The 19,648-nt window shown below is 52.8% G+C and carries 20 protein-coding genes and 1 riboswitch; of the genes, 17 read left to right on the top strand and 3 right to left on the bottom strand.

All coding sequences use genetic code 11. The annotated features are described in order from the left end of the window. The first annotated feature begins 48 nt into the window (after positions 1-48). The 11 genes from OCV58_RS07720 to OCV58_RS07670 all read left to right on the top strand — a co-directional run bounded on the left by OCV58_RS07720 (position 49) and on the right by OCV58_RS07670 (position 11,270). The gene (locus OCV58_RS07720; protein ID WP_154877475.1) at positions 49-513 is read left to right on the top strand and encodes a YwiB family protein; all 465 of its coding nucleotides are present in this window, start codon (positions 49-51) and stop codon (positions 511-513) included. After that, on the top strand, positions 476-2,140 hold the full coding sequence (gene argS / locus OCV58_RS07715; RefSeq protein ID WP_154877474.1) for an arginine--tRNA ligase: 1,665 nt from the start codon (positions 476-478) through the stop codon (positions 2,138-2,140). Before OCV58_RS07720 ends, argS begins: the two co-directional genes overlap by 38 nt. Positions 2,141-2,222: 82 nt before the next feature. After that, complete coding sequence (locus OCV58_RS07710) at positions 2,223-3,833, top strand: CTP synthase (protein ID WP_154877473.1); 1,611 nt, start codon at positions 2,223-2,225, stop codon at positions 3,831-3,833. A gap of 739 nt (positions 3,834-4,572) precedes the next feature. Further along, positions 4,573-5,916 (top strand): electron transport complex subunit RsxC, encoded by a 1,344-nt coding sequence (rsxC, locus tag OCV58_RS07705; RefSeq protein WP_154877472.1) that lies wholly within the window; start codon positions 4,573-4,575, stop codon positions 5,914-5,916. Positions 5,917-5,939: 23 nt separating this feature from the next. Continuing rightward, entirely contained in the window at positions 5,940-6,974 is a 1,035-nt protein-coding gene (locus OCV58_RS07700; RefSeq protein WP_087476781.1) for an RnfABCDGE type electron transport complex subunit D, read from the top strand. Position 6,975: 1 nt separating this feature from the next. Further along, complete coding sequence (locus OCV58_RS07695) at positions 6,976-7,575, top strand: RnfABCDGE type electron transport complex subunit G (protein ID WP_154877471.1); 600 nt, start codon at positions 6,976-6,978, stop codon at positions 7,573-7,575. Further along, positions 7,575-8,198, top strand: a complete 624-nt coding sequence (gene rsxE, locus OCV58_RS07690) for an electron transport complex subunit RsxE (protein WP_087476783.1) — start codon at positions 7,575-7,577, stop codon at positions 8,196-8,198. Before OCV58_RS07695 ends, rsxE begins: the two co-directional genes overlap by 1 nt. Further along, positions 8,198-8,773 carry an electron transport complex protein RnfA gene (locus OCV58_RS07685; RefSeq protein WP_087476784.1) on the top strand — a complete coding sequence of 192 codons (576 nt, stop codon included), beginning with the start codon at positions 8,198-8,200 and terminating at the stop codon, positions 8,771-8,773. The genes rsxE and OCV58_RS07685 overlap by 1 nt, the downstream gene beginning before the upstream one ends. 27 nt (positions 8,774-8,800) lie before the next feature. Beyond that, positions 8,801-9,646: an RnfABCDGE type electron transport complex subunit B gene (gene rnfB / locus OCV58_RS07680; protein ID WP_087476785.1), complete on the top strand. Its 846-nt coding sequence runs from the start codon at positions 8,801-8,803 to the stop codon at positions 9,644-9,646. A 118-nt stretch (positions 9,647-9,764) separates the two neighbouring features. Next, positions 9,765-10,709, top strand: coding sequence for an FAD:protein FMN transferase (locus OCV58_RS07675; RefSeq protein WP_095629174.1), 945 nt, complete (start codon positions 9,765-9,767; stop codon positions 10,707-10,709). Positions 10,710-10,829: 120 nt separating this feature from the next. Then, positions 10,830-11,270, top strand: a complete 441-nt coding sequence (locus tag OCV58_RS07670; protein ID WP_087476787.1) for an Lrp/AsnC family transcriptional regulator — start codon at positions 10,830-10,832, stop codon at positions 11,268-11,270. Between the two features lie 101 nt (positions 11,271-11,371). Here OCV58_RS07670 and OCV58_RS07665 read toward each other — a convergent pair whose 3' ends face one another. After that, positions 11,372-12,106, bottom strand: coding sequence for an ATP-binding protein (locus OCV58_RS07665; protein ID WP_154877470.1), 735 nt, complete (start codon positions 12,104-12,106; stop codon positions 11,372-11,374). A 207-nt stretch (positions 12,107-12,313) separates the two neighbouring features. On the opposite strand from OCV58_RS07665, the gene OCV58_RS07660 reads away from it, so the two are divergent. Further along, the gene (locus tag OCV58_RS07660) at positions 12,314-12,901 is read left to right on the top strand and encodes a Crp/Fnr family transcriptional regulator (protein WP_267312841.1); all 588 of its coding nucleotides are present in this window, start codon (positions 12,314-12,316) and stop codon (positions 12,899-12,901) included. A gap of 79 nt (positions 12,902-12,980) precedes the next feature. On the opposite strand, the gene OCV58_RS07655 is transcribed toward OCV58_RS07660, so the two are convergent. Together OCV58_RS07655 and OCV58_RS07650 are read right to left on the bottom strand one after the other, a co-directional pair. After that, on the bottom strand, positions 12,981-14,198 hold the full coding sequence (locus OCV58_RS07655) for a bifunctional 3,4-dihydroxy-2-butanone-4-phosphate synthase/GTP cyclohydrolase II (protein WP_087476789.1): 1,218 nt from the start codon (positions 14,196-14,198) through the stop codon (positions 12,981-12,983). Between the two features lie 97 nt (positions 14,199-14,295). Next, positions 14,296-14,427: riboswitch (FMN riboswitch) on the bottom strand. Between the two features lie 74 nt (positions 14,428-14,501). Further along, a complete protein-coding gene (locus tag OCV58_RS07650; protein WP_154877468.1) occupies positions 14,502-15,905 on the bottom strand; it encodes an FAD-binding oxidoreductase in 1,404 nt (467 codons plus the stop codon). 164 nt (positions 15,906-16,069) lie between these two features. Here OCV58_RS07650 and OCV58_RS07645 point away from each other — a divergent pair, with 164 nt between their 5' ends. From OCV58_RS07645 to hpt, 5 genes are all read left to right on the top strand, one after another. Further along, complete coding sequence (locus OCV58_RS07645) at positions 16,070-16,396, top strand: FtsB family cell division protein (protein WP_087476791.1); 327 nt, start codon at positions 16,070-16,072, stop codon at positions 16,394-16,396. Positions 16,397-16,519: 123 nt separating this feature from the next. After that, the gene (locus OCV58_RS07640; RefSeq protein WP_087476792.1) at positions 16,520-16,954 is read left to right on the top strand and encodes a S1 domain-containing RNA-binding protein; all 435 of its coding nucleotides are present in this window, start codon (positions 16,520-16,522) and stop codon (positions 16,952-16,954) included. 113 nt (positions 16,955-17,067) lie between these two features. Beyond that, on the top strand, positions 17,068-17,994 hold the full coding sequence (locus OCV58_RS07635; protein ID WP_154877467.1) for a Ppx/GppA phosphatase family protein: 927 nt from the start codon (positions 17,068-17,070) through the stop codon (positions 17,992-17,994). Beyond that, positions 17,991-18,995: a tRNA lysidine(34) synthetase TilS gene (tilS, locus tag OCV58_RS07630; RefSeq protein ID WP_154877466.1), complete on the top strand. Its 1,005-nt coding sequence runs from the start codon at positions 17,991-17,993 to the stop codon at positions 18,993-18,995. Before OCV58_RS07635 ends, tilS begins: the two co-directional genes overlap by 4 nt. Positions 18,996-19,065: 70 nt before the next feature. Continuing rightward, on the top strand, positions 19,066-19,605 hold the full coding sequence (gene hpt / locus OCV58_RS07625; protein ID WP_154877465.1) for a hypoxanthine phosphoribosyltransferase: 540 nt from the start codon (positions 19,066-19,068) through the stop codon (positions 19,603-19,605). Positions 19,606-19,648: the final 43 nt, after the last annotated feature.

Here is a 19,648-nt window from a genome sequence, read left to right as displayed (position 1 = left end):
AATAGCAATATTGGATTATTGATAGTATGATAAGAAAGGTTGGAATGCATGAAGCCCGTCATCGTAAAGGTAAAGAGCGTTCAGCGCAACGAAGAGGGAGAGGAGCTGGCTATCGAGCTCGTTTCCGAAGGCAAGGCGTATAAAAAAGAACGCACGCAGTACATCGTGTACGAAGAAAGCGAGCTGACCGATATGGAAGGCGTGACGACGGTTATCAAAGTCCTGCCGGACGGCGCGGTCATGCTGCTGCGTCTCGGAAAGGTGCACCAGCGTCAGGAATACCGCAAGGGAAAGGTTTCGCATTCTAAGTATGAAACGCCTATCGGCGCATTGAACGTCACATTCAGAACCTATGAGTGTGACGTTCAGCTATGCGATGGCGTCGGCACGATTCATCTCGGCTACGATGTCGATTTGGAAGGCGTCGGTTCAAACTATACGCAATTAACGATTACTGTGCAGGAGGATAACTGTAATGGAAATGAAGGAATTATTGAAACAGGGCATTGCTGAAGCTCTGGACAAAGCGATTGCGGCAGGGACTCTTCCTGCCGGCGACTATCCGGCTATCAGCCTGGAAGTTCCGCCGCAGAAGGAATTCGGCGATTTTGCTACCAATATCGCCATGCAGTCGGCCCGCATTGCCCGCCGTGCGCCGAAGATGATCGCCGAAGCCATCGTCGCGCAGATGGACTATCCCTGGCTGGACCGGGCGGAAATCGCCGGCGCCGGATTCATTAATTTCTTTTTAAAGCACGACGTCATTTACGATACGCTGAAAAATATACTAGCCGCCGGCGCCGATTACGGCAAAGCGCCGCTGCGTGAAGAAGACACGATACAGGTCGAATATGTCAGCGCCAATCCGACAGGTCCCCTTCACGTCGGCCACGGCCGCGGCGCAGCGTACGGCAGCGCCCTCGTCAACTTGCTGCGCGCCGCCGGCTGCAACGTGCAGGCAGAATATTACATCAACGACGCAGGCAATCAGATGAACAACCTGGCCGCCTCGGTCAATGCCCGCTACTTGCAGCTGCTGGGACGGGAAGCGGATATCCCGGAAAACGGCTATCACGGCCACGACATCATCGATACGGCCCAGGCGATTATCGACCAGGACGGCGACGCCTACTTGAATATGCCCGAAGAGGAACGGCTGGAATTGTTTAAAGACCGGGCCTATGTTGAAAAGCTGAAAGCCTTAAAGCGGGATTTGGCCGCCTTCAACGTTCATTTTGACAAGTGGTTCAGCGAACGGACCCTTCACCCCGATGCAATTCATGCGGCATGTGATGTGCTGAAGCAGCGCGGCAAGATGTATGAAAAAGACGGCGCCCTGTGGCTGAAATCGACGGATTACGGCGACGATAAGGACCGCGTCGTCATTCGCGACAACGGCGTACCTACCTATTTGGCCGCCGATATCGCCTATCACAAGAATAAATACGACCGGGGCTTCAACAGCCTCATCAATATCTGGGGGGCAGACCACCACGGCTACGTGGCCCGCGTCAAGGCGGCTATGGCGGCTCTCGGCTACGACCCGGAAAAGCTGGAAATACTGCTCCTGCAGATGGTCAGCTTATTCCGTGACGGCAAGCCGGTCAAGATGTCCAAGCGCACGGGCCAGGCAATTACCCTCAACGAGCTCATCGAAGAAGTCGGCGCCGACGCGGCCCGGTATTTCTTCATCATGCGTTCTCTCGACACGCAGCTCGACTTTGACTTGGACTTGGCGAAATCGCACAGCAACGAAAATCCCGTATATTACATCCAATACGCCCACGCCCGCATTTACAGTATCTACCGCCAGGTTCAGGAAGCCGGCGACGCGCTGGATATGAACTGGGCCGACGTGCAGTGGGATAAACTGAAGGACGAACAGGAACTGGAACTGATCAAAAAGATGGCGGCCTTCCCGGAAGAAATACAGCGGGCTGCCCGCGAACGGGCGCCGCACCGCATCGCTCACTTTGCCCACGAGCTGGCCGGCTTGTTCCATACGTTCTACAATCACTGCCGCATCATTCAGGAAGACAAGGAACTGGAAAAGGCGCGCCTGGCCCTGGTTACGGCCGTGCGGATTACGATTGCCAACAGTTTGGCTATTTTAGGGGTTTCTGCGCCTGAAAAAATGTAATATAATAAAAATAAACACTACGTACTTTTCAAGCATATAGTTATCAGTATTCATAGGAGCGCAAGCTCAGCAGGGAGGAATTATGGCTAAATACATATTTGTCACAGGCGGGGTTGTTTCTTCATTGGGGAAAGGCATTACGGCGGCGGCCTTGGGCCGGCTGCTGAAAAATCGCGGCTTCAAGGTTACGATTCAGAAATTTGACCCGTATATCAACGTCGACCCCGGTACGATGAGCCCATATCAGCATGGGGAAGTATTCGTCACAGACGACGGCACGGAAACAGATTTGGATTTAGGTCATTACGAACGCTTTATCGACATCAGCTTAGGCAAGAACTCCAACGTTACGACCGGCAAGATTTACTGGTCCGTCCTGCAGAAAGAACGGCGCGGCGATTATTTGGGCCATACCGTTCAGGTTATCCCTCATATTACCAATGAAATCAAACAGCGCGTGTACCGCGTAGGCGACGACGACAACGCCGACGTCGTCATTACGGAAATCGGCGGCACCGTCGGCGATATCGAAAGCCTGCCCTTCCTGGAAGCTATCCGCCAGATTAAGAAGGAAGTCGGCCGCAACGACGTGCTGTACATCCACGTCACCCTCGTCCCGTATATCGGCGCAGCCGGCGAACTGAAGACCAAGCCGACCCAGCACAGCGTCAAGGAACTGCGCGGCATCGGCATTCAGCCGGACATCATCGTCTGCCGTACGGAACGTCCCTTGTCGGACGATATGAAGGAAAAGCTGGCCTTGTTCTGCGACATCGACAAGGAAGCCGTGATTGAAAACAAGACGCTGAACAGCATTTACGAAGTGCCGCTGCTCCTGGCGGAAGAAGGCATGGACCGCATCGTTTTGGAAAAACTGGACCTGCCGGACAAACCGTGCGACATGGAAGACTGGAAGCAGATGGTATACGATATTTACCACACGGAAAACGAATTGGACATCGCCCTCGTCGGCAAGTACGTCGCCCTTCACGACGCCTATTTGAGCGTCGCCGAAGCCCTGAACCACGCCGGCATCGCCTACAAGTCCAAGATCAATATCCATTGGATTGATTCGGAATCGCTGGAAGCCCCGGCCGTTTCGATGGAAGACGTATTCCAGGGCATCGACGGCATCGTCGTTCCCGGCGGGTTCGGCAACCGCGGCATTGAAGGCAAAATCCGCGCCGTCCAGTATGCCCGCGAGCACAAGATTCCCTTCCTGGGCTTGTGCCTCGGCATGCAGTGCGCCGTCATGGAATTTGCCCGCCACGTCGGCGGCCTCAAGGGCGCTACGTCCTCGGAATTCAACGAAGACGCAGCCTTCCCCGTCATCGACCTCATGCCGGATCAGGTCGATATTTCCGACAAAGGCGGCACGATGCGCTTGGGCGTATATCCCTGCAAGCTGAAAGAGGATACGAAGGCCTTCGACGTATACGGCGAGCACCTCATTTACGAACGCCATCGCCATCGCTGGGAATTCAACAATAAATATAGAACGGAGCTCAGCGAAGCCGGCCTGGTGATTTCGGGCACGTCGCCGGACGACCGCCTTGTCGAAATCGTCGAAATCAAGGATCATCCCTGGTTCGTCGGCTGCCAGTTCCATCCGGAATTCAAATCCCGTCCGACGAAGGCTCATCCGCTGTTCAAAGGCCTGATCAAGACGGCGTTGGATTTAAAGAAACAATAATACGTTACGACTTTTTAAAACAGAGGTTTTTGCAATAAAAACCTCTGTTTTTTATATGTGATCCTGGAAAACCAAAAGATATATATGTGACAAGAAGAACACATCGCCATAGGAATTATTTTCAATAAGATGAAGCGATAAAAGAATAATAAATATGATGAAATGTCATGGATGCGGAATGTGCAACTATACGTGCCGATAAGAAAAACACACTTCTTTGGGGGGAATTGTAAAAAACACGTAAATCCGCTGTTTTGAATATTTATTGAATTTTTTGCCCTTCTTTTGCCGCCGCCGCGGCAGGCATATATGCGAAAAATTCGCCAGAATCGCCGTCTTTGCTATAATTTTCACATTGAATATTAGAATATATGATGATATAATATAGGCGATTGAAAGTATGTCTCGGAAATGAAGCGGACTTTCTTTCGATTTATTTTTTTCTAGTCAGCCGGCTTATGCAGAAGGAAAACGATGGGATAAACCGGCTGCAACGCATGCTTGTATCAAATGCCTTTGCAGGGCGGGTACGAAAACGCGTGAAGGGAGCACCCTTGGACATGCGGCGTAGTGTCGTCGGAATCTGGCCGGCAGCACTGCGGCGGCAGCGGCCTGTACGGCGGCGCAGTCGGCAGGAACAGGCGCGCGCAGGCTGCAGCGCAGCTGGGGCGCCGCGTATCCGAAATAGTTGCTTCATGTTTTTATTATTTTTCATTATATATTAATGAGGTGATTTTTGATGTTGAATACCTTTAAAAGAGGTGGGGTTCATCCTGATGATGGCAAAATCTACGCTAAGGATAAAGCCATTGAAACCCCGGCAGTACCGGATCAAGTAGTCATCCCTATGAGCCAGCATTTTGGTGCTCCTTGTACTCCGACAGTCAAGGTTGGCGACCTGGTAAAAAAAGGCCAGGTTATTGGGACCAGCGATGCCTTCCTGCATGCTGACATCCACGCTTCTACGTCCGGTAAAGTCGTCAAGGTAGCTCCGATGCCGCATAATATGATGGTCAAATGCATGGCCGTCGTTATCGAGGCAGACGGCAAGGACGAATGGGCAGAAGGTCTTCCGGCAGAACATGACTGGAAACAGCTCGATAGCAAGGAAATCGTCGAACTGATTAAAAAGGCCGGCGTAGTAGGCTGCGGCGGCGCTACGTTCCCTGCTCATGTAAAATTGACGCCGAACAAACCTGTCGACACCTTTATCGTAAACGGCGCCGAATGCGAACCGTATCTGACCTGCGACTACCGCGCCATGGTCGAAAAAGAAACGACGGAAAAACTCGTAACGGGCGTGCAGATCTGCATGAAGGCTCTCGGCGTAAAACAGGGCTTCATCGGCATTGAAGACAACAAGCCGGAAGCAATTAAGAACATGACGGAAGCTTTCAAGGATATCCCTGAAGTTACGGTCGTAACCTGCAAAACGAAATACCCGCAGGGCGCTGAAAAAATGATGATCGAAGCCTGCACGGGCCGTCAGGTCGAACCGGGCGGATTGCCGATGAACGTCGGCTGCGTCGTAAGCAACGTCGGTACGGTCATTGCGATTGCCGACGCCGTATGCCACGAAATCCCCTTCATCGAACGCTTGACGACGGTTACGGGCGACTGCATCAAAGAACCGAAGAACCTGTCCCTGCGTATCGGTACGACCTTCCAGGAAGCTATCGATTACTGCGGCGGCTTTTCTCAGCAGCCGGACCGCATTATTGCCGGCGGCCCGATGATGGGTCTTGCCCAGTACCAGCTTGATGTTCCTATTACAAAAGGCGCTTCCGGTATTCTCGCCTTGTCTCCGGAAAAATGCCAGGTCGGCGAAGAAGAATCGTGCATCCGCTGCGGCCGCTGCGTCACCGCCTGTCCGATGGGTTTGGTTCCGAGCCAGCTGAGCATCTTCGCTTCTTGCCAGGCATGGGATAAGTGCATGGAATACGGTGTCATGAACTGCGTCGAATGCGGCAGCTGCGTATACACTTGCCCGGCAAAACGCAACATCGTCCAGTATATCCGCAATGCAAAAGCTCAGTGCAAAGCCATTCAGGCAGCCGCTCAGGCTAAGGCACAGAAGGCTTAAGATCTAATGGAAGAAGGGATATCATGAGTCCAGAAGCTAAAGGACAAACTATAGGAAAGGATGCTAAAGACATGCAGGAATTAAAACTTACTGTATCATCTTCGCCGCATGTTCGCTGTAACGAAACGGTCCCTAAAATTATGTGGAGCGTCGTTGCCGCCCTCGTGCCTGCCGCTGCGTTTGGCGTTTACTACTTTGGCGTCAATGCCCTCGTCAATATCGTAGTAGCCATTGTTTCCGCAGTTGTTTTCGAATTTTTATGGGAAAAAGGTATGCACAGAAAGGTAACCATTAAAGATGGTTCCGCTGTTATCACCGGCCTCTTGCTGGCTATGTGCTGCCCGCCGAGCCTTCCCTGGTGGATGAGCATCATCGGCTCCTTCCTGGCTATCGTCGTCTGCAAGCAGTCCATGGGCGGCCTTGGTCATAACCTCTTCAACCCGGCTCACGTCGGCCGCGCAGGCTTGATGGTTTCCTGGCCTGTCGCCATGACGACGTGGACGCAGCTCAACGGCACGGTCGTTGACGGCGTCGCCGGCGCTACGCCGCTGAACGTATTCAAGCACGGCGGCACGGACGCCCTGTTCCAGCTGTTCGGCACGAACGACTGGGGCACGATTTACCAGAGCCTGTTCATCGGTACGCGCAATGGTTCTTTGGGCGAAACCTCTACGGTTCTCCTGATCCTTGGCGGCTTGTACCTCATTTATAAGGGCTATGTCAACTGGCAGGTTCCTGTCGTCATGATCGCTACTGTCGGCGTTCTCATGTGCGTTGCTTACGGCCCCAACGTTGCGTTGTTCCAGATGATGGCCGGCGGCCTTATCATCGGCGCGTTCTTCATGGCAACGGATATGGTAACGGCTCCGATTACCTTGAAAGGCCAAATCATCTTCGCTTTAGGCGCAGGTCTTATCACCGTATTGATTCGTCTCTTCGGCGGTTATCCTGAAGGCGTTTGCTATTCCATCCTCTTGATGAACGCATTGACGCCGCTTATCGACCGCCTTGTAAAACCGACCGTCTTTGGTGAAGTTAAAACAAAGGGGGCAAAATAACATGACAGACAATCATGGAAACAGCATCATTAAGGTTGCATTGAATCTTATTCTGACCTGTTTAGTTTCGGGTTGTATCATCGGCGTCGTCTTCTTCATCACCGGCCCGATTGCAGCCGACAAAGCAGAACAGATGAAACAGGATTCCATGAAAGCCTTGGTTGCGGACGCTGATAAATTCGTTCCCGTACAGGGCGAAGCTGATACGTTTATCGCTGAAAAAGGCGGCAAACCCGTAGCTTACATCATTCCGACGGCTCCGAAAGGATACGGCGGCCCGATTAAAATGCTGACGGCCGTAGCTGCCGACGGCACCGTTATCGATTATACCGTTCTTTCTGCAAACGAAACGCCGGGCCTTGGCGATAAAGGCGCGAAATCTCCGTTTAAAGATCAGTTCAAAGGCAAGAAAATCGACGGCCTGGAAGTAACGAAAGAACCGAATCAGCCGAATAAAATTCAGGCGCTGACCGGCGCTACGATTTCTTCCCGCGCTTTCTCCGCAGGCGTTAAAGAAGCGATTGAAAAAGCTGCTGCTTTGAGCGGCCAGAGCGTTTCTTCCCAGCCCGCTGCCGGCGCAACGAAGGGAGGCAATAAATAATGAGTCTTTGGAAAGTATTTAGCAGAGGCATTATTGAAGAAAACCCGTATTTCGTATTAGCTTTGAGCTTGTGCCCGGGCCTTGCCGTTACGACGAGCGTAGTAAACGGTTTGACCATGGGTTTGACAGTATGGTTTGTTATTACGTCCAACAACGTAGTCGTATCTATTATTCGTAAGACCATTAACAAAAAGGTCCGCGTACCTGTATACATTACCTGTATCGCTACGATCGTAACGTGCGTACAGCTGTTCCTTCAGGCGTTTGCTCCGGACTTGTACCAGGCCCTCGGCGTATACCTCGACTTGGTCGTCGTATTTGCTATCATCCTGGCGCGCGCTGAATCGATTGCTTCGAAGAACGGCATCGTCGTTTCCTTCCTCGACGGCATGGGCATGGGCGTCGGCTTTACCATCGCTATGATCTGCATTTCCGTCGTTCGTGAACTCTTCGGCAACGGTACGCTGCTCGGCACTCCGATGTTCGGGCCGGAATACCAGCCTGCTCTGATTTTGGCTCTGCCGCCTGGAGCATTCATGCTCATCGGCTTCATGATGGCCGGCATTAAGATCTGGAATGAATCCCGCGAAAGAGCAAGACAACTGAAAGGGAGTGAAGGATAATGGGCGAATACTTTACGCTGTTTGTCGGCGCTGTATTGATCAATAACTTCGTATTGACGAAGTTCCTCGGCCTATGTATCTTCTTCGGCGTATCCAAAAACCTCAACGCTTCTGTAGGCATGGGCTTTGCCGTAACATCCGTCTTGACGATGAGTACGGTTCTTGCTTGGCTTTTGTACAACTATGTATTAGTTCCGTTTGATCTGACGTTCCTTCGTACGATTTCTTTCGTTATCTTGATCGCAAGCTTCGTACAGTTGTTGGAAATCGTCATTAAAAAGATGTCCCCGACGCTGTATAACATGTGGGGCATTTACCTCATGCTGATCGCTACGAACTGTATCGTATTGTCCGTACCGGTTATCAGCATTACCAGCAACTACGACTTCCTTGAAAATCTCGTATTTGCTATTGGTTCCGGCTTAGGCTTTGCGCTTGCCCTCGTCCTCATGGCCAGCGCCCGTGAAAAACTGGATTTCGCCGACGTACCTCATTCGCTCAAAGGCACTCCGATTGCCTTCATCGTTGCCGGTATGCTTTCGTTGGCCTTCCTCGGTTTCTCCGGTATGATTTAATTACGCAAAGGAGTTGGAATATTTATTATGAATTACACTGAGATTGCAATCATGGCAGTCGTTATTCTGACTTGCATCGGCGTAGTGTTCGGCTTTGTCCTTGCATTTGCAGATAAGAAGTTCGCCATGGAAGAAAATCCGCTTATCGGCGAAGTTGAAGAAGCATTGCCGAAAGGCCAGTGCGGCGCCTGCGGATTCCCTGGCTGCGCTAAATACGCAGAAGCTGTCGTTCTTGATCCCGATGTTCCGCCTAACCTTTGCGTTCCCGGTAAAGCTGAAGTTGCAGCTATCGTCGCCCAGCTGACCGGTAAGGTTGCCGAAGCTACGGAACCGAAATACGCTCATATCCGCTGCCGCGGCGGCAACGGCATCGCGAAATTGGCCTATGAATACAAAGGCGTTCATGACTGCGCTGCCGCTAAAATCGTACAGCAGGGTCCGAAATTCTGCAAATACGGCTGTCTCGGTTTCGGCAACTGCGTAAAGGCCTGCCCCTTTGGCGCTATGACTATGGGCGAAGACGGTCTTCCGAAGGTTAATAAACAGCTGTGCACCGGCTGCGGTAAATGCGCCAGCATTTGTCCGAACCACGTCATTGAATTGCTGCCGATCAGCGCGAAGGTTTCCGTCAGCTGCTCGTCCAAGGAAATGGGTGCTGTAGCTCGTAAGGACTGCTCGGCTGCTTGTATCGGCTGCGGTCTGTGCGTGAAGAACTGCGCTCATGAAGGCGGCGTTAAGGTTGTCGACCATTTGGCTGTCGTCAATCCGGAAATCTGCCATAACTGCGAAGAAGCTACGTGCGTAGCAAAATGCCCGACGAAGGCGATTGCTTCCTTGCTGGCTGACGTAAAAGCAGAAGAAAAGATAGGTTAATATGATGAACTGGAAACGCAGGGCAAGATATATTCTTACCGCCGCTTTCCTGGTCGTGATGAGTTGCTCCGGATGCTCTCTGCATCCGGAGTCTTCTTATGATAGGAGCGGTATCGCCATGGATACGACCGTTTCTCTGCGGGCGACTGGGAAAGAAGCACAGGAAGCCGTAGATGAAAGCTTTGCCCGCATCGCGCGGCTGGACGCCCTGGCGAGCTCGCAGAATCCCGACAGCGACGTGAGCAAGATCAACGCTGCTGCCGGCTCCCATTACGTGCAGGTAGACCCGGCGGTATACGAGATGATTTCCTTTGCCAAGGGCTTTTCAGAACGGAGCAGCGGCGAGTGGGATATTACCGTCGGCATTATTACCAATCTCTGGCAGATCGGGACGGAACATCAGCACGTTCCGGAAGCGGGAGAGCTGGCCGAAGCGATGCAGCGCGTCAACTATAAGGATATCCTCCTTCGTCCGGAAGACCACAGCGTCATGCTGGCCAAGGCTGGTATGTCCATCGACCTGGGCGGCGTCGCCAAGGGCTATGCTGTCGATGAGGTCCGCAAGATTTACGAAGCCCATCATATTGAAAGCGGACTGATAAACATGGGCGCCAGCTCTATGTACGCCGTCGGCAAGACGAGCAAGGGCAAAGCCTGGAACATCGGCATGAAGCACCCCCGTTCGGATAAAGATGGCGAATACCTGGGTATCGTAAGTATAGAAAACCAGGCCTTGTCGACGTCTGGCGATTACGAACGGTACTTCATTCAGGATGGAAAGCGGTATCACCATATTTTTGATCCCGTCACGGGATATCCAGCCGATTCGGGCGTCATGAGCGACTCTATCGTCATCGACGGAGACGTAGAGCATGCGGGAATGCTCAGCGATATCTTGACGACGGTCGTCTTTGTGTTAGGCCCGCAGAAGGGACTGGCCTTTATCGACGGCATGGACGGCGTAGAATGCGAAATTACGGGAAACGATGGAACGATTTACATGACCGACGGGTTCCGCAGCCGTTTTTCCGACATGAACGCCGACTTTCGTATAGCTGAATAACCATCCCCTTACATGTAAAATTTTAAGCGAAACGGAAGTATTTTCTTGAATAATATTTACTTTTTCTTCAAAATGTAAGATAATATAACTATAAATATTTGTAGAGGATGGTAACGACATATGGATCACATTGATGACAAAATTTTGACAATTTTGAAGCGAAACGGAAAAGCTTCTGCTACGGAAATCAGCAAAGTTGTCGGTTTGTCCATACCGGCTGTAGCAGAACGAATCAGAAAAATGGAACACGCCGGTATCATTGAAGGATATGGCGCAAAAATCAGCCGCCGTAAGACGGGATACAACGTCACGGCTTTTATTATGGTTAATATGGAACGGTCCGGCGACGTCGAAGAATTCCGGGAAAAGGTCGTTCAGTTCCCTCAGGTCTTGGAGTGCCATCACGTTGTGGGGGCCTTTGATTACCTATTGAAAGTGCTGGTAAAAACTCCTGATGATTTAGAAAAATTCCTTATGGAAGAGCTAAACGAAATCCCGACGGTTTCGTCGTCTCAGACTTTTATGTGCTTGTCTACGCTGAAAGAAGAATGGAACGTATAAGGCGGTACGAATTTTCTCTCCATAAAAAAGAAGCTTATCCTATGAAAGATAAGCTTCTTTTTTACAATATGAAAGATGGGGAATCGTTTTAGGTCAGGACATTAATCTTCCTTGATGCGGCCGTCGATCGTAATGGTCTTTACCTGCCAGGGAATAAATTTTCCGCTTTGCTGGAGTGCTTTTTTTGCAGCCATTTCCAAGCCGCCGCAGCAAGGAACCTCCATGCGGACAATGGTGACATCTTTGATATCATTTTGTTTGATGATTTCAGTCAATTTTTCGGAATAGTCAATGCTGTCCAGCTTAGGGCAGCCGACAATCGTAATTTTATTGCGAATGAAATCTTCATGGAACCGAGCGTAGGCATAGGCTGTGCAGTCCGCTGCGATGAGCAGATGGGCTCCGTCGAAATAGTCTGCTTTGACCGGCACGAGTTTGATTTGTACGGGCCATTGGCGCAGCTGCGATTGTGCGACTGCCGGCGTGTTGGGAAGTTCGGCTGCAGCCGTCTGAAGAGACATGGCTGCCTGTCCGGGGCAGCCGTGAGAAAGTACGCGGGACTGGCTGCCGGGACATCCGCCAGTATGTTTCAGACCATTGGCTTTCATATTAGCCTTTACGGCGGCTTCGTCATAGGGAGCGGCTTCGCGCTCTACAAAGGTAATGGCGTTCGTCGGGCAGTGGGGCAGGCAGTCGCCTAGTCCGTCACAGTAATCGTCGCGCATGAGGCGGGCTTTTCCGTCTACCATGGCGATGGCCCCTTCGTGGCAGGCTGCTGCGCAGGCACCGCAGCCATTGCATTTTTCTTCATCAATTTGAATAATTCTTCTAATCATAATGTATTCCTCCAGTGGTTTTATATACGTAAATAGCATGGGCATGTAGTGTGCTGCCTTATGGTGAAAGTATACTATACAGGGCAGGAAAAATCTGTTGTTTTTGCAACGAGGTGAATGAAATTGCAATATTTTTTACCAGTCATTCAACATTCTGAGTTGTTTGCTCACATCGGGACAGAAGATATTGGCAAACTACTGGATGCGATGGACATATATAAAAAGAAATACAAAAAAGGGAATTTTATTTTCTATGCAGGAGATACAATTGAGCAAATCGGCATTGTCTTATCCGGCACGGTGCACATCCTGCAGGAAGATTACTGGGGCAACCGCAACATCTTGTCCCAAGTTCGCCCCGGCAGTTTATTTGGCGAAGCCTTTGCGTGTCTTCCTGATGTAAAGTCGACAGTAGATGTTGCCGCCTTAGACGATACGGAAGTTATGTTCATCAACGTAAACAGCATTATTCATGCCGGCCAGGTCTTAACGAAAGCGCAGGAACGTGTGGCTTTGAATCTTCTGGCTATCATGGCACGGCGCAATATGCAGCTTACGCAGAAAATACGGTATATGTCACAACGGTCGACGCGGCAGAAGCTCATGTTCTATTTGTCGGAAGAAGCGCTGCGGCAGGGATCGCCGTCGTTTACGCTGCCTTTCAACCGGCAGCAGCTGGCCGATTTTCTCTCTGTCGACCGGAGCGCCATGTCGGCAGAGCTGAGCCGGATGAAAAAAGATGGGCTGATTGACTATTACAAAGATAAGTTTATTTTGAAAGAACCGCAGGTATAAGCCAAAAAGAGCAGCAGCAGACTTCTAATGGTTATTCAGAATCTGCATGCTGCTCTTTTTCTTAGATAATTACGCTGTATCAGCGCAGGTGGGGAAGAATATGTCCCATCTTATGCTTTTTCGTTTCCAAATAGAATTCGTCGAATTCCTGGGGTTTCATTTCAATCGGCACGCGTTCTACGATTTCTACGCCGAAGCCTTCGAGGCCGTAGATTTTTTCCGGGTTGTTCGTCAGCAGGCGCAGTTCTTTGGCTCCCAAATCCTGCAGAATCTGAGCGCCGATCCAATATTCGCGCAGGTCTGGCGCAAAGCCCAGCTTTTCATTGGCTTCTACGGTGTCATAGCCCTGTTCCTGGAGGACGTAGGCCTTCAGCTTGTTGATGAGGCCGATGCCCCGGCCTTCCTGGCGCATGTAGAGGAGAATGCCCCGGCCTTCGGCGTTGATCTGGGTCATGGCAGCGGCCAGCTGTTCGCCGCAGTCGCAGCGGCACGAGCCGAATACGTCGCCCGTCAGGCATTCGGAGTGGACGCGGCAGAGCAGGTTTTTACCGTCGCCGATGTCGCCTTTGACGAGGGCGACGTGGTGTTCGCCCGTCAGGTCGTTGACGTAGCCGTAAATTTTGAATTCGCCGAATTTCGTCGGCATCTTAGCGACGGCTTCGCGGACGACGTGCTTGTCGTGACGGCGGCAGTAGTTCTGCAGGTCGTGAATGGTGATGAATTTTAAATTGTACTTGTCGGCCAATTCCCATAGCTGCGGCGTCTGCATCATCGTGCCGTCGTCGGCCATGATTTCGCAGCACAGGCCGACTTGCTTCAGGCCGGCGAGGCGCATGAGGTCGACCGTCGCTTCCGTATGGCCGTTGCGGGCCAGGACTCCGCCGCGCTTGGCGATTAAGGGGAAGTTATGGCCGGGACGGCGGAAGTCTTCGGGACGGGCCGTTTCTTCCGTGCATTTGCGGGCCGTCAGCGCCCGTTCTACGGCGGAAATGCCCGTCGTCGTATCGACGTGGTCGATGGAGACGGTGAAGGCCGTTTCGTGATTGTCCGTATTGTCGCTTACCATCGGCGGCAGGCCGAGCTTGCGGGCGTATTCAATGCTCATGGGCATGCAGATGAGGCCCTTGCCGTGCGTTGCCATAAAGTTCATGTTTTCTGTCGTGCAGTACTGGGCGGCGCAGATAAAGTCGCCTTCATTTTCTCTATCCGGGTCGTCGGTGACGATGATGATATGCCCGGCTTGCAATTCTTCGATTGCTTCTTCTACGGTATTGAATTTTCTGTTTTCCTTTGCCACAATAAAACCTCCTGAATATGATAAAGCCCTGACGGTCTGTCCAGCAGCGTCAGGGCTTTTTGGTCAACACAACACAAGCTGCGCGGAGGCAGCTCCATCGTATCTTCTTCCATCCAGACTATACTGTCGGTTTTGGAATCGCACCAAATCACGAGCACATGGCTCCTACGCCGTAGCGTTCGCGGACTATACCGCCGATCGGGAATTTCACCCTGCCCTGAAGATATATGACTACATGAATCATTATACACAGAATGGCTATCCTTGGCAAGAGCCGCCGCGGCCGGCCGGGCTGGGACAGGCCTATTCTATGTCGAATATTTTGCCCGGATTGAGGATATTGTTGGGGTCCAGGGCTTTTTTGATAGCTTTCATCATGGCCAGCTCGTCGGGATTGGTAAATTCTTCCATCAAATGCTTCCGCTTAAAGCCGATGCCGTGCTCGCCCGATAAGCGGCCGCCGTGGGCGTAGATGAAGGCGTACAGCTCCTGCTGGTTTTGTTCGACCCGGCGGGCCCAGTCTTCGTAGGGCGTATCGTCGGGCTTTAAGATGTTGAGATGGATATTGCCGTCGCCGGCGTGGCTGGCAATGCGGGTGATTAAGCTGTATTTGCCGGCCAGGCGGAGAATTTCCGCCAGCAGGAGCGGTTCCTGGTCGACGGGGACGACGACGTCTTCTTTGCTGACGATGAGGCTTTCGGCGCGGACTGCCTCGGCAAAGGCCTTGCGGGCCTGCCAGATTTTATTGTGGTCGGCGACGAGGACCGACGACGCGCCGTGCTGCGTGCAAAGCTCGTCTAAGGCGACGGCCTTGTCGTCCAGGTCGTCGTCATTGATGCCTTCGACTTCGACGATGAGGTAATTTCCCGAATCACTGCCCTGCAGCTTTTCATGGAGATATTTTTCTACCGATCGGATCGTAATATTGTCCATGTATTCGACGCAGGTCGGGACGATGCCTTGCTTTAAAATGGCTCCGACGGTGCCGATGGCTTGTTCCGGCGAATCGAAAACAGCCAGCAGATCGAGGGCGTATTTGGGCTTCGGCAGGAGCTTGACTGTCGCCTTGGTGATGATGCCCAGCGTGCCTTCCGAGCCAATGACCAGCTGCTCGAGGCAGTAGCCTGTCGATTGCTTCTGCAGGCGTGCGCCGAGCTGGACGATGCGGCCCGTCGGATTGACGATTTCCACGTCGTATACCTGATGGCGCGTCGTACCGTATTTGACGGCCCGGTTGCCTCCGGCGTTGGTGGCGATATTGCCGCCGATAAAGCAGGAGTCGCCGCTGCAGGGGTCGCCGGCGTAGAACAGACCCTTGGCTTCGGCTGCGTCCTGCAGGTCCGACGTGCGGACGCCCGGTTCTACGACGGCGTATAAGGCGTCTTCGTTAATTTCCAGAATGCGGTTCATTTTTTCCAGGGATAGGACGACGCCGCCGTAAATAGGCACGGCGCCGCAGGCCAGCCCTGTACCGGCCCCGCGGGGCACGACGGGAAAATGATAGTCGTTGGCCAACTGGACGACAGCGGCGACCTGCTCGGCCGTTTCGGCAAAGACGACGGCTTCGGGCATGTGGTGGTACGCCGGGTCGGTCACTTCGTCGTGGGAGTAGGGCTGCATTTTATCCGGATCTGTCGTGACGTTTTTAGGGCCGACGGCAGCCTGCAGTTTTTTTAAAATTTCAGGAGTAATCGGTTCATATCTCATGAGCAAAGACCTCTGTTTCTTCATAGTTTACGTTCTATTATATAATATCAGCGGCGTTTGCGAAAGTGGGTCCCATTAAATCGAGAAAAAACTTTATCTTAAGTGAAAATGAAGGTATACTTATAGCATGCGTGTTGCAGTGCCTATATTAAAGGAGCAGAATCATGACGGAAAAACGGGATGGGCGGCTCCGACGTACCGGGACGGTGCGCCGGCGGCGTACGAAAAAAAAGAAGGGGATGACGCTGTACAAGGGCATCGTCCTTCTCATACTGCTGGTCGGAGGAGTTTTCCTGTGCCTGCGCATGTATCAGATGTGGCAGATCCACGAGGACATGAAGCGGACGCTGCAGCAGGAGCAGGCCTTGACGGAAGAAAACCAGCGGCTGAAGGACAGGAAAGAACAGCTTATTTCCCCCGATGCCGTAGAAAAACAGGCGCGGGAACAGTTCGGACTGGCCGAGCCGGGAGAAATCCCCTACAGGCGCTGACGAGGCGTTCCGCCTTAGGAATTTACATTATTTTGCGATTGAATTTTTCGCCGTTTATGAGTATAATAGCGTTATACGTGTTATCAGCAAAGCTGAAGCATACAAGGAGGAATATAAGGTAACATGACAATCGAAGTAGGCAGTGTATTGGAAGGCACCGTGACAGGGATTACAAAATTTGGCGCTTTTGTAGAGCTTCCTGACAAGAAGGTGGGCTTGGTCCACATTTCTGAAGTTGCTAATGAGTATGTAAAAGATGTGCACGATTTCTTGAAAGTTCAGGACAAAGTAAACGTCAAAGTTTTGTCTGTCGACGATAAGGGAAAAATCGGCCTGTCTATTAAACAGACCCAGCCGGCTCCGGAAAAGAAAGAGTTCCGTCCAAGACATGAATTCCGCCAGCACAACAATTTTGACTCGAATCGCCGCTCTTCTACATCGTTGTCTTTCGAGGACCGGCTTAGTAAATTCCTGAAGGAAAGTGACGAACGCCAGATGGATTTGAAACGCAATACCGAATCAAAACGCGGCGGCCGCGGCGCTCGCCGTGCCGATTGATTTCGTATATCGGTAATCATAAGGACGAATAAAGAGTATTCCTGTCTTGGAATGCTCTTTTTGTTTTACCGACTGGAAAAGGCTGTCCGAGTTTAGAACGAGGTACATGACAGATGAAGGATAAGGAATTTGCCGTTGTCGATATCGGCTCCAACTCCCTGCGCCTGATGACGGGCCGCTGGGAAGATGATCGCTGGAAGTTTTCGGCGAAAGAATTGGAAACGACGCGCCTCGGCTATCAGATAGAAGAGACAAGGCATTTATCGCCGGAAGGGATTGAGGCCTCCCTTGCGGCCATGGCCCGATGGCAGGCCCGGCTAGGATCCGTTCCCGTCTGCGCCGTCGCGACCAGCGCGGTGCGCGAAGCCGCAGACGGACAGGCCTTTTTAGCGGAAATACGGGTCCGCTTTGGCTGGCACTGCCGCTGCATTTCCGGCCTGGAGGAAGCGGCTCTCAGCTTCTGCGGCGCGGCGGCCGGCGTTGAAGCCGGCAAGGAGGCCGTCGTGCTGGATATCGGCGGCGGCAGCAGCGAAGTCGCCGTCGGCCGGGACGGCGTCGTCGCCTGGTCTCACAGCTATCCTTTAGGCGCCGTGCGCCTGACGAAAAAAAATCAGATGGAAGAAGAGGAACTGGCCGCTTTGGAAGCCTATTGCAGCCGGCAATGGCTGCCTGCGCCCATAGAGCCTTCGGCGTCCCTCATCGGCGTAGGCGGAACGCTGACGACACTGGCCGCGATGGAGCTGGAAATGACGGAGTACGATCCGTCCCGCATCGAAGGCTGCGTCGTACTGCTGGACCGCCTGTCCTATCACCTGGACAGACTGCGTCGCATGGGCCCTGAAGGCCGCCGCCATGTGGCGGGACTGCAGCCTAAGCGCAGCGACATCATTGTCGCCGGGCTGGCCGTCGCCCGCTCCTTTTTGCAGCGCTATGGCTTTGACAGCATTCGCATCAGCGAAAGCGATTTGATGGAAGGCGTCTTTTACCGCCATTCCTTCCACGATGCCGCTTGGCGCGGAAGCGGCGGGAGCGGTCTATGAACGTCGTTGAAACTGTAGAAGCATACTGCCGGCAGCATTCGCTGTTTCAGCCGGGAGAGACGGTTCTGATCGCCTGCTCCGGCGGGCCCGACTCACTGGCGTTGCTGGATATATTAGCCCGGCTGCGGCCGGACTATAACTTGCGCCTCGCCGTATGCTACGTCCATCATGGCATTCGGGATGCCGCTGACGAGGAGGTCCGGTTTGTACGGCAGGAAGCGGAGAAGCGGGCCTGTCCATTTACCTGCCGCCGGGCAGACGTGCCGACGCTGGCGGCGCAGGAGCACGCGTCGCTGGAAGCTGTCGGCAGGAGAGAGCGGTATCGCCTGCTTCGCGAAGAAAAGGACCGTCTGGGGGCCGCGGCGATTGCCGTAGCCCATCATCAGGACGATCAGGCGGAAACGGTGCTGCTGCACTTGCTGCGCGGCAGCGGACTGGCCGGATTGGGCGCGATGCGGCCGCAAGCCGGCGACGTCGTCCGCCCGCTCCTGGGCATAACGCGCGGAGAGATCGACGCCTATGTCAAAGAGCGGAATCTGACGCCCCGTCACGATGAAACGAACGACTCCGTCCAGTTTACGCGCAACCGCATCCGCCTGGAGCTGCTGCCGGCGCTGCGGCAGTACAATCCGTCCGTCGTCGGCGATTTAAACCGGCTGGCCCAGATTGCCCAGGCCGAAGACGACTGCATGGCCCAATGGGCGAGCCGCCTGTACGAGGCTCACGTCAGACCGTGCGAAGGCGGAGCCGGCGTAGAAAAGAAATGGTTTCTCAGCCAGCCTATAGCCTTGCAGCGCCGTCTCATGCGCCTGCTGTGCCGTAACGCGGCGGGGACGGAGCGGGATATACCCTTTCATTACGTAGAAACGATGCGGGAGCTGGCCTGCAAAGGCGCGGGCAAGCAGTTTCAGACGGGCAGCGTCACGGCCTATACGACGAAGGCCGACTTGCGCGTCGTGGTGTCGCAGGGCATAAAGGGCCGGCGCAGAACGAAATCATGAAAACAGAAAGAACCGCAGGAAAGCCTGCGTCGCTATATATAATTTGTCATTCCGGGGGAGGATATACGATATGCATCAAGACGTAAAGGAAATATTATTTACAGAAGAACAAATACAGAAACGGGTGCGGGAAATGGGCGCGCAGATAACAGCCGATTACGCCGGCAAGACGATCTTGCTGTGCGGCATTTTGAAAGGCGCCGTCGTGTTCTATACGGATTTGGCCCGCCAGATTCAGGTTCCCGTAAAATTTGATTTCATGAGCTGCTCCAGCTACGGCTCGTCGGCCACGTCGTCCGGCGCGGTTACGATTCGCAAGGACATGGACAACGATGTCGCCGGAAAGGATATTCTCATCGTTGAGGATATCATCGATACGGGCATTACGCTGAGCTATCTTGTGCCCTATTTGAAAGACCGCGGAGCCAATTCGGTTAAGCTGGCTACCTTGCTGAGCAAGCCGTCGCGCCGGAAGGTCGATATCCACGTCGACTACAACGGCTTTGAAATTCCCGACGCCTTCGTCGTCGGCTACGGCCTGGATTATGACAGCTCCTATCGGAATCTGCCCTATATCGGCATATTGAAGGAAGAAATATATACGAAATAAACATATACTATTACCGTCTTGTTTTGCAGGAAAAGCTGTTGTT

Source organism: Megasphaera stantonii, from assembly GCF_025567065.1.
In the GTDB taxonomy this organism is placed as follows: domain Bacteria; phylum Bacillota; class Negativicutes; order Veillonellales; family Megasphaeraceae; genus Megasphaera; species Megasphaera stantonii.
Note: the sequence above shows the minus strand (reverse complement) of the source record. Positions and strands in the feature narration are given on the sequence as shown.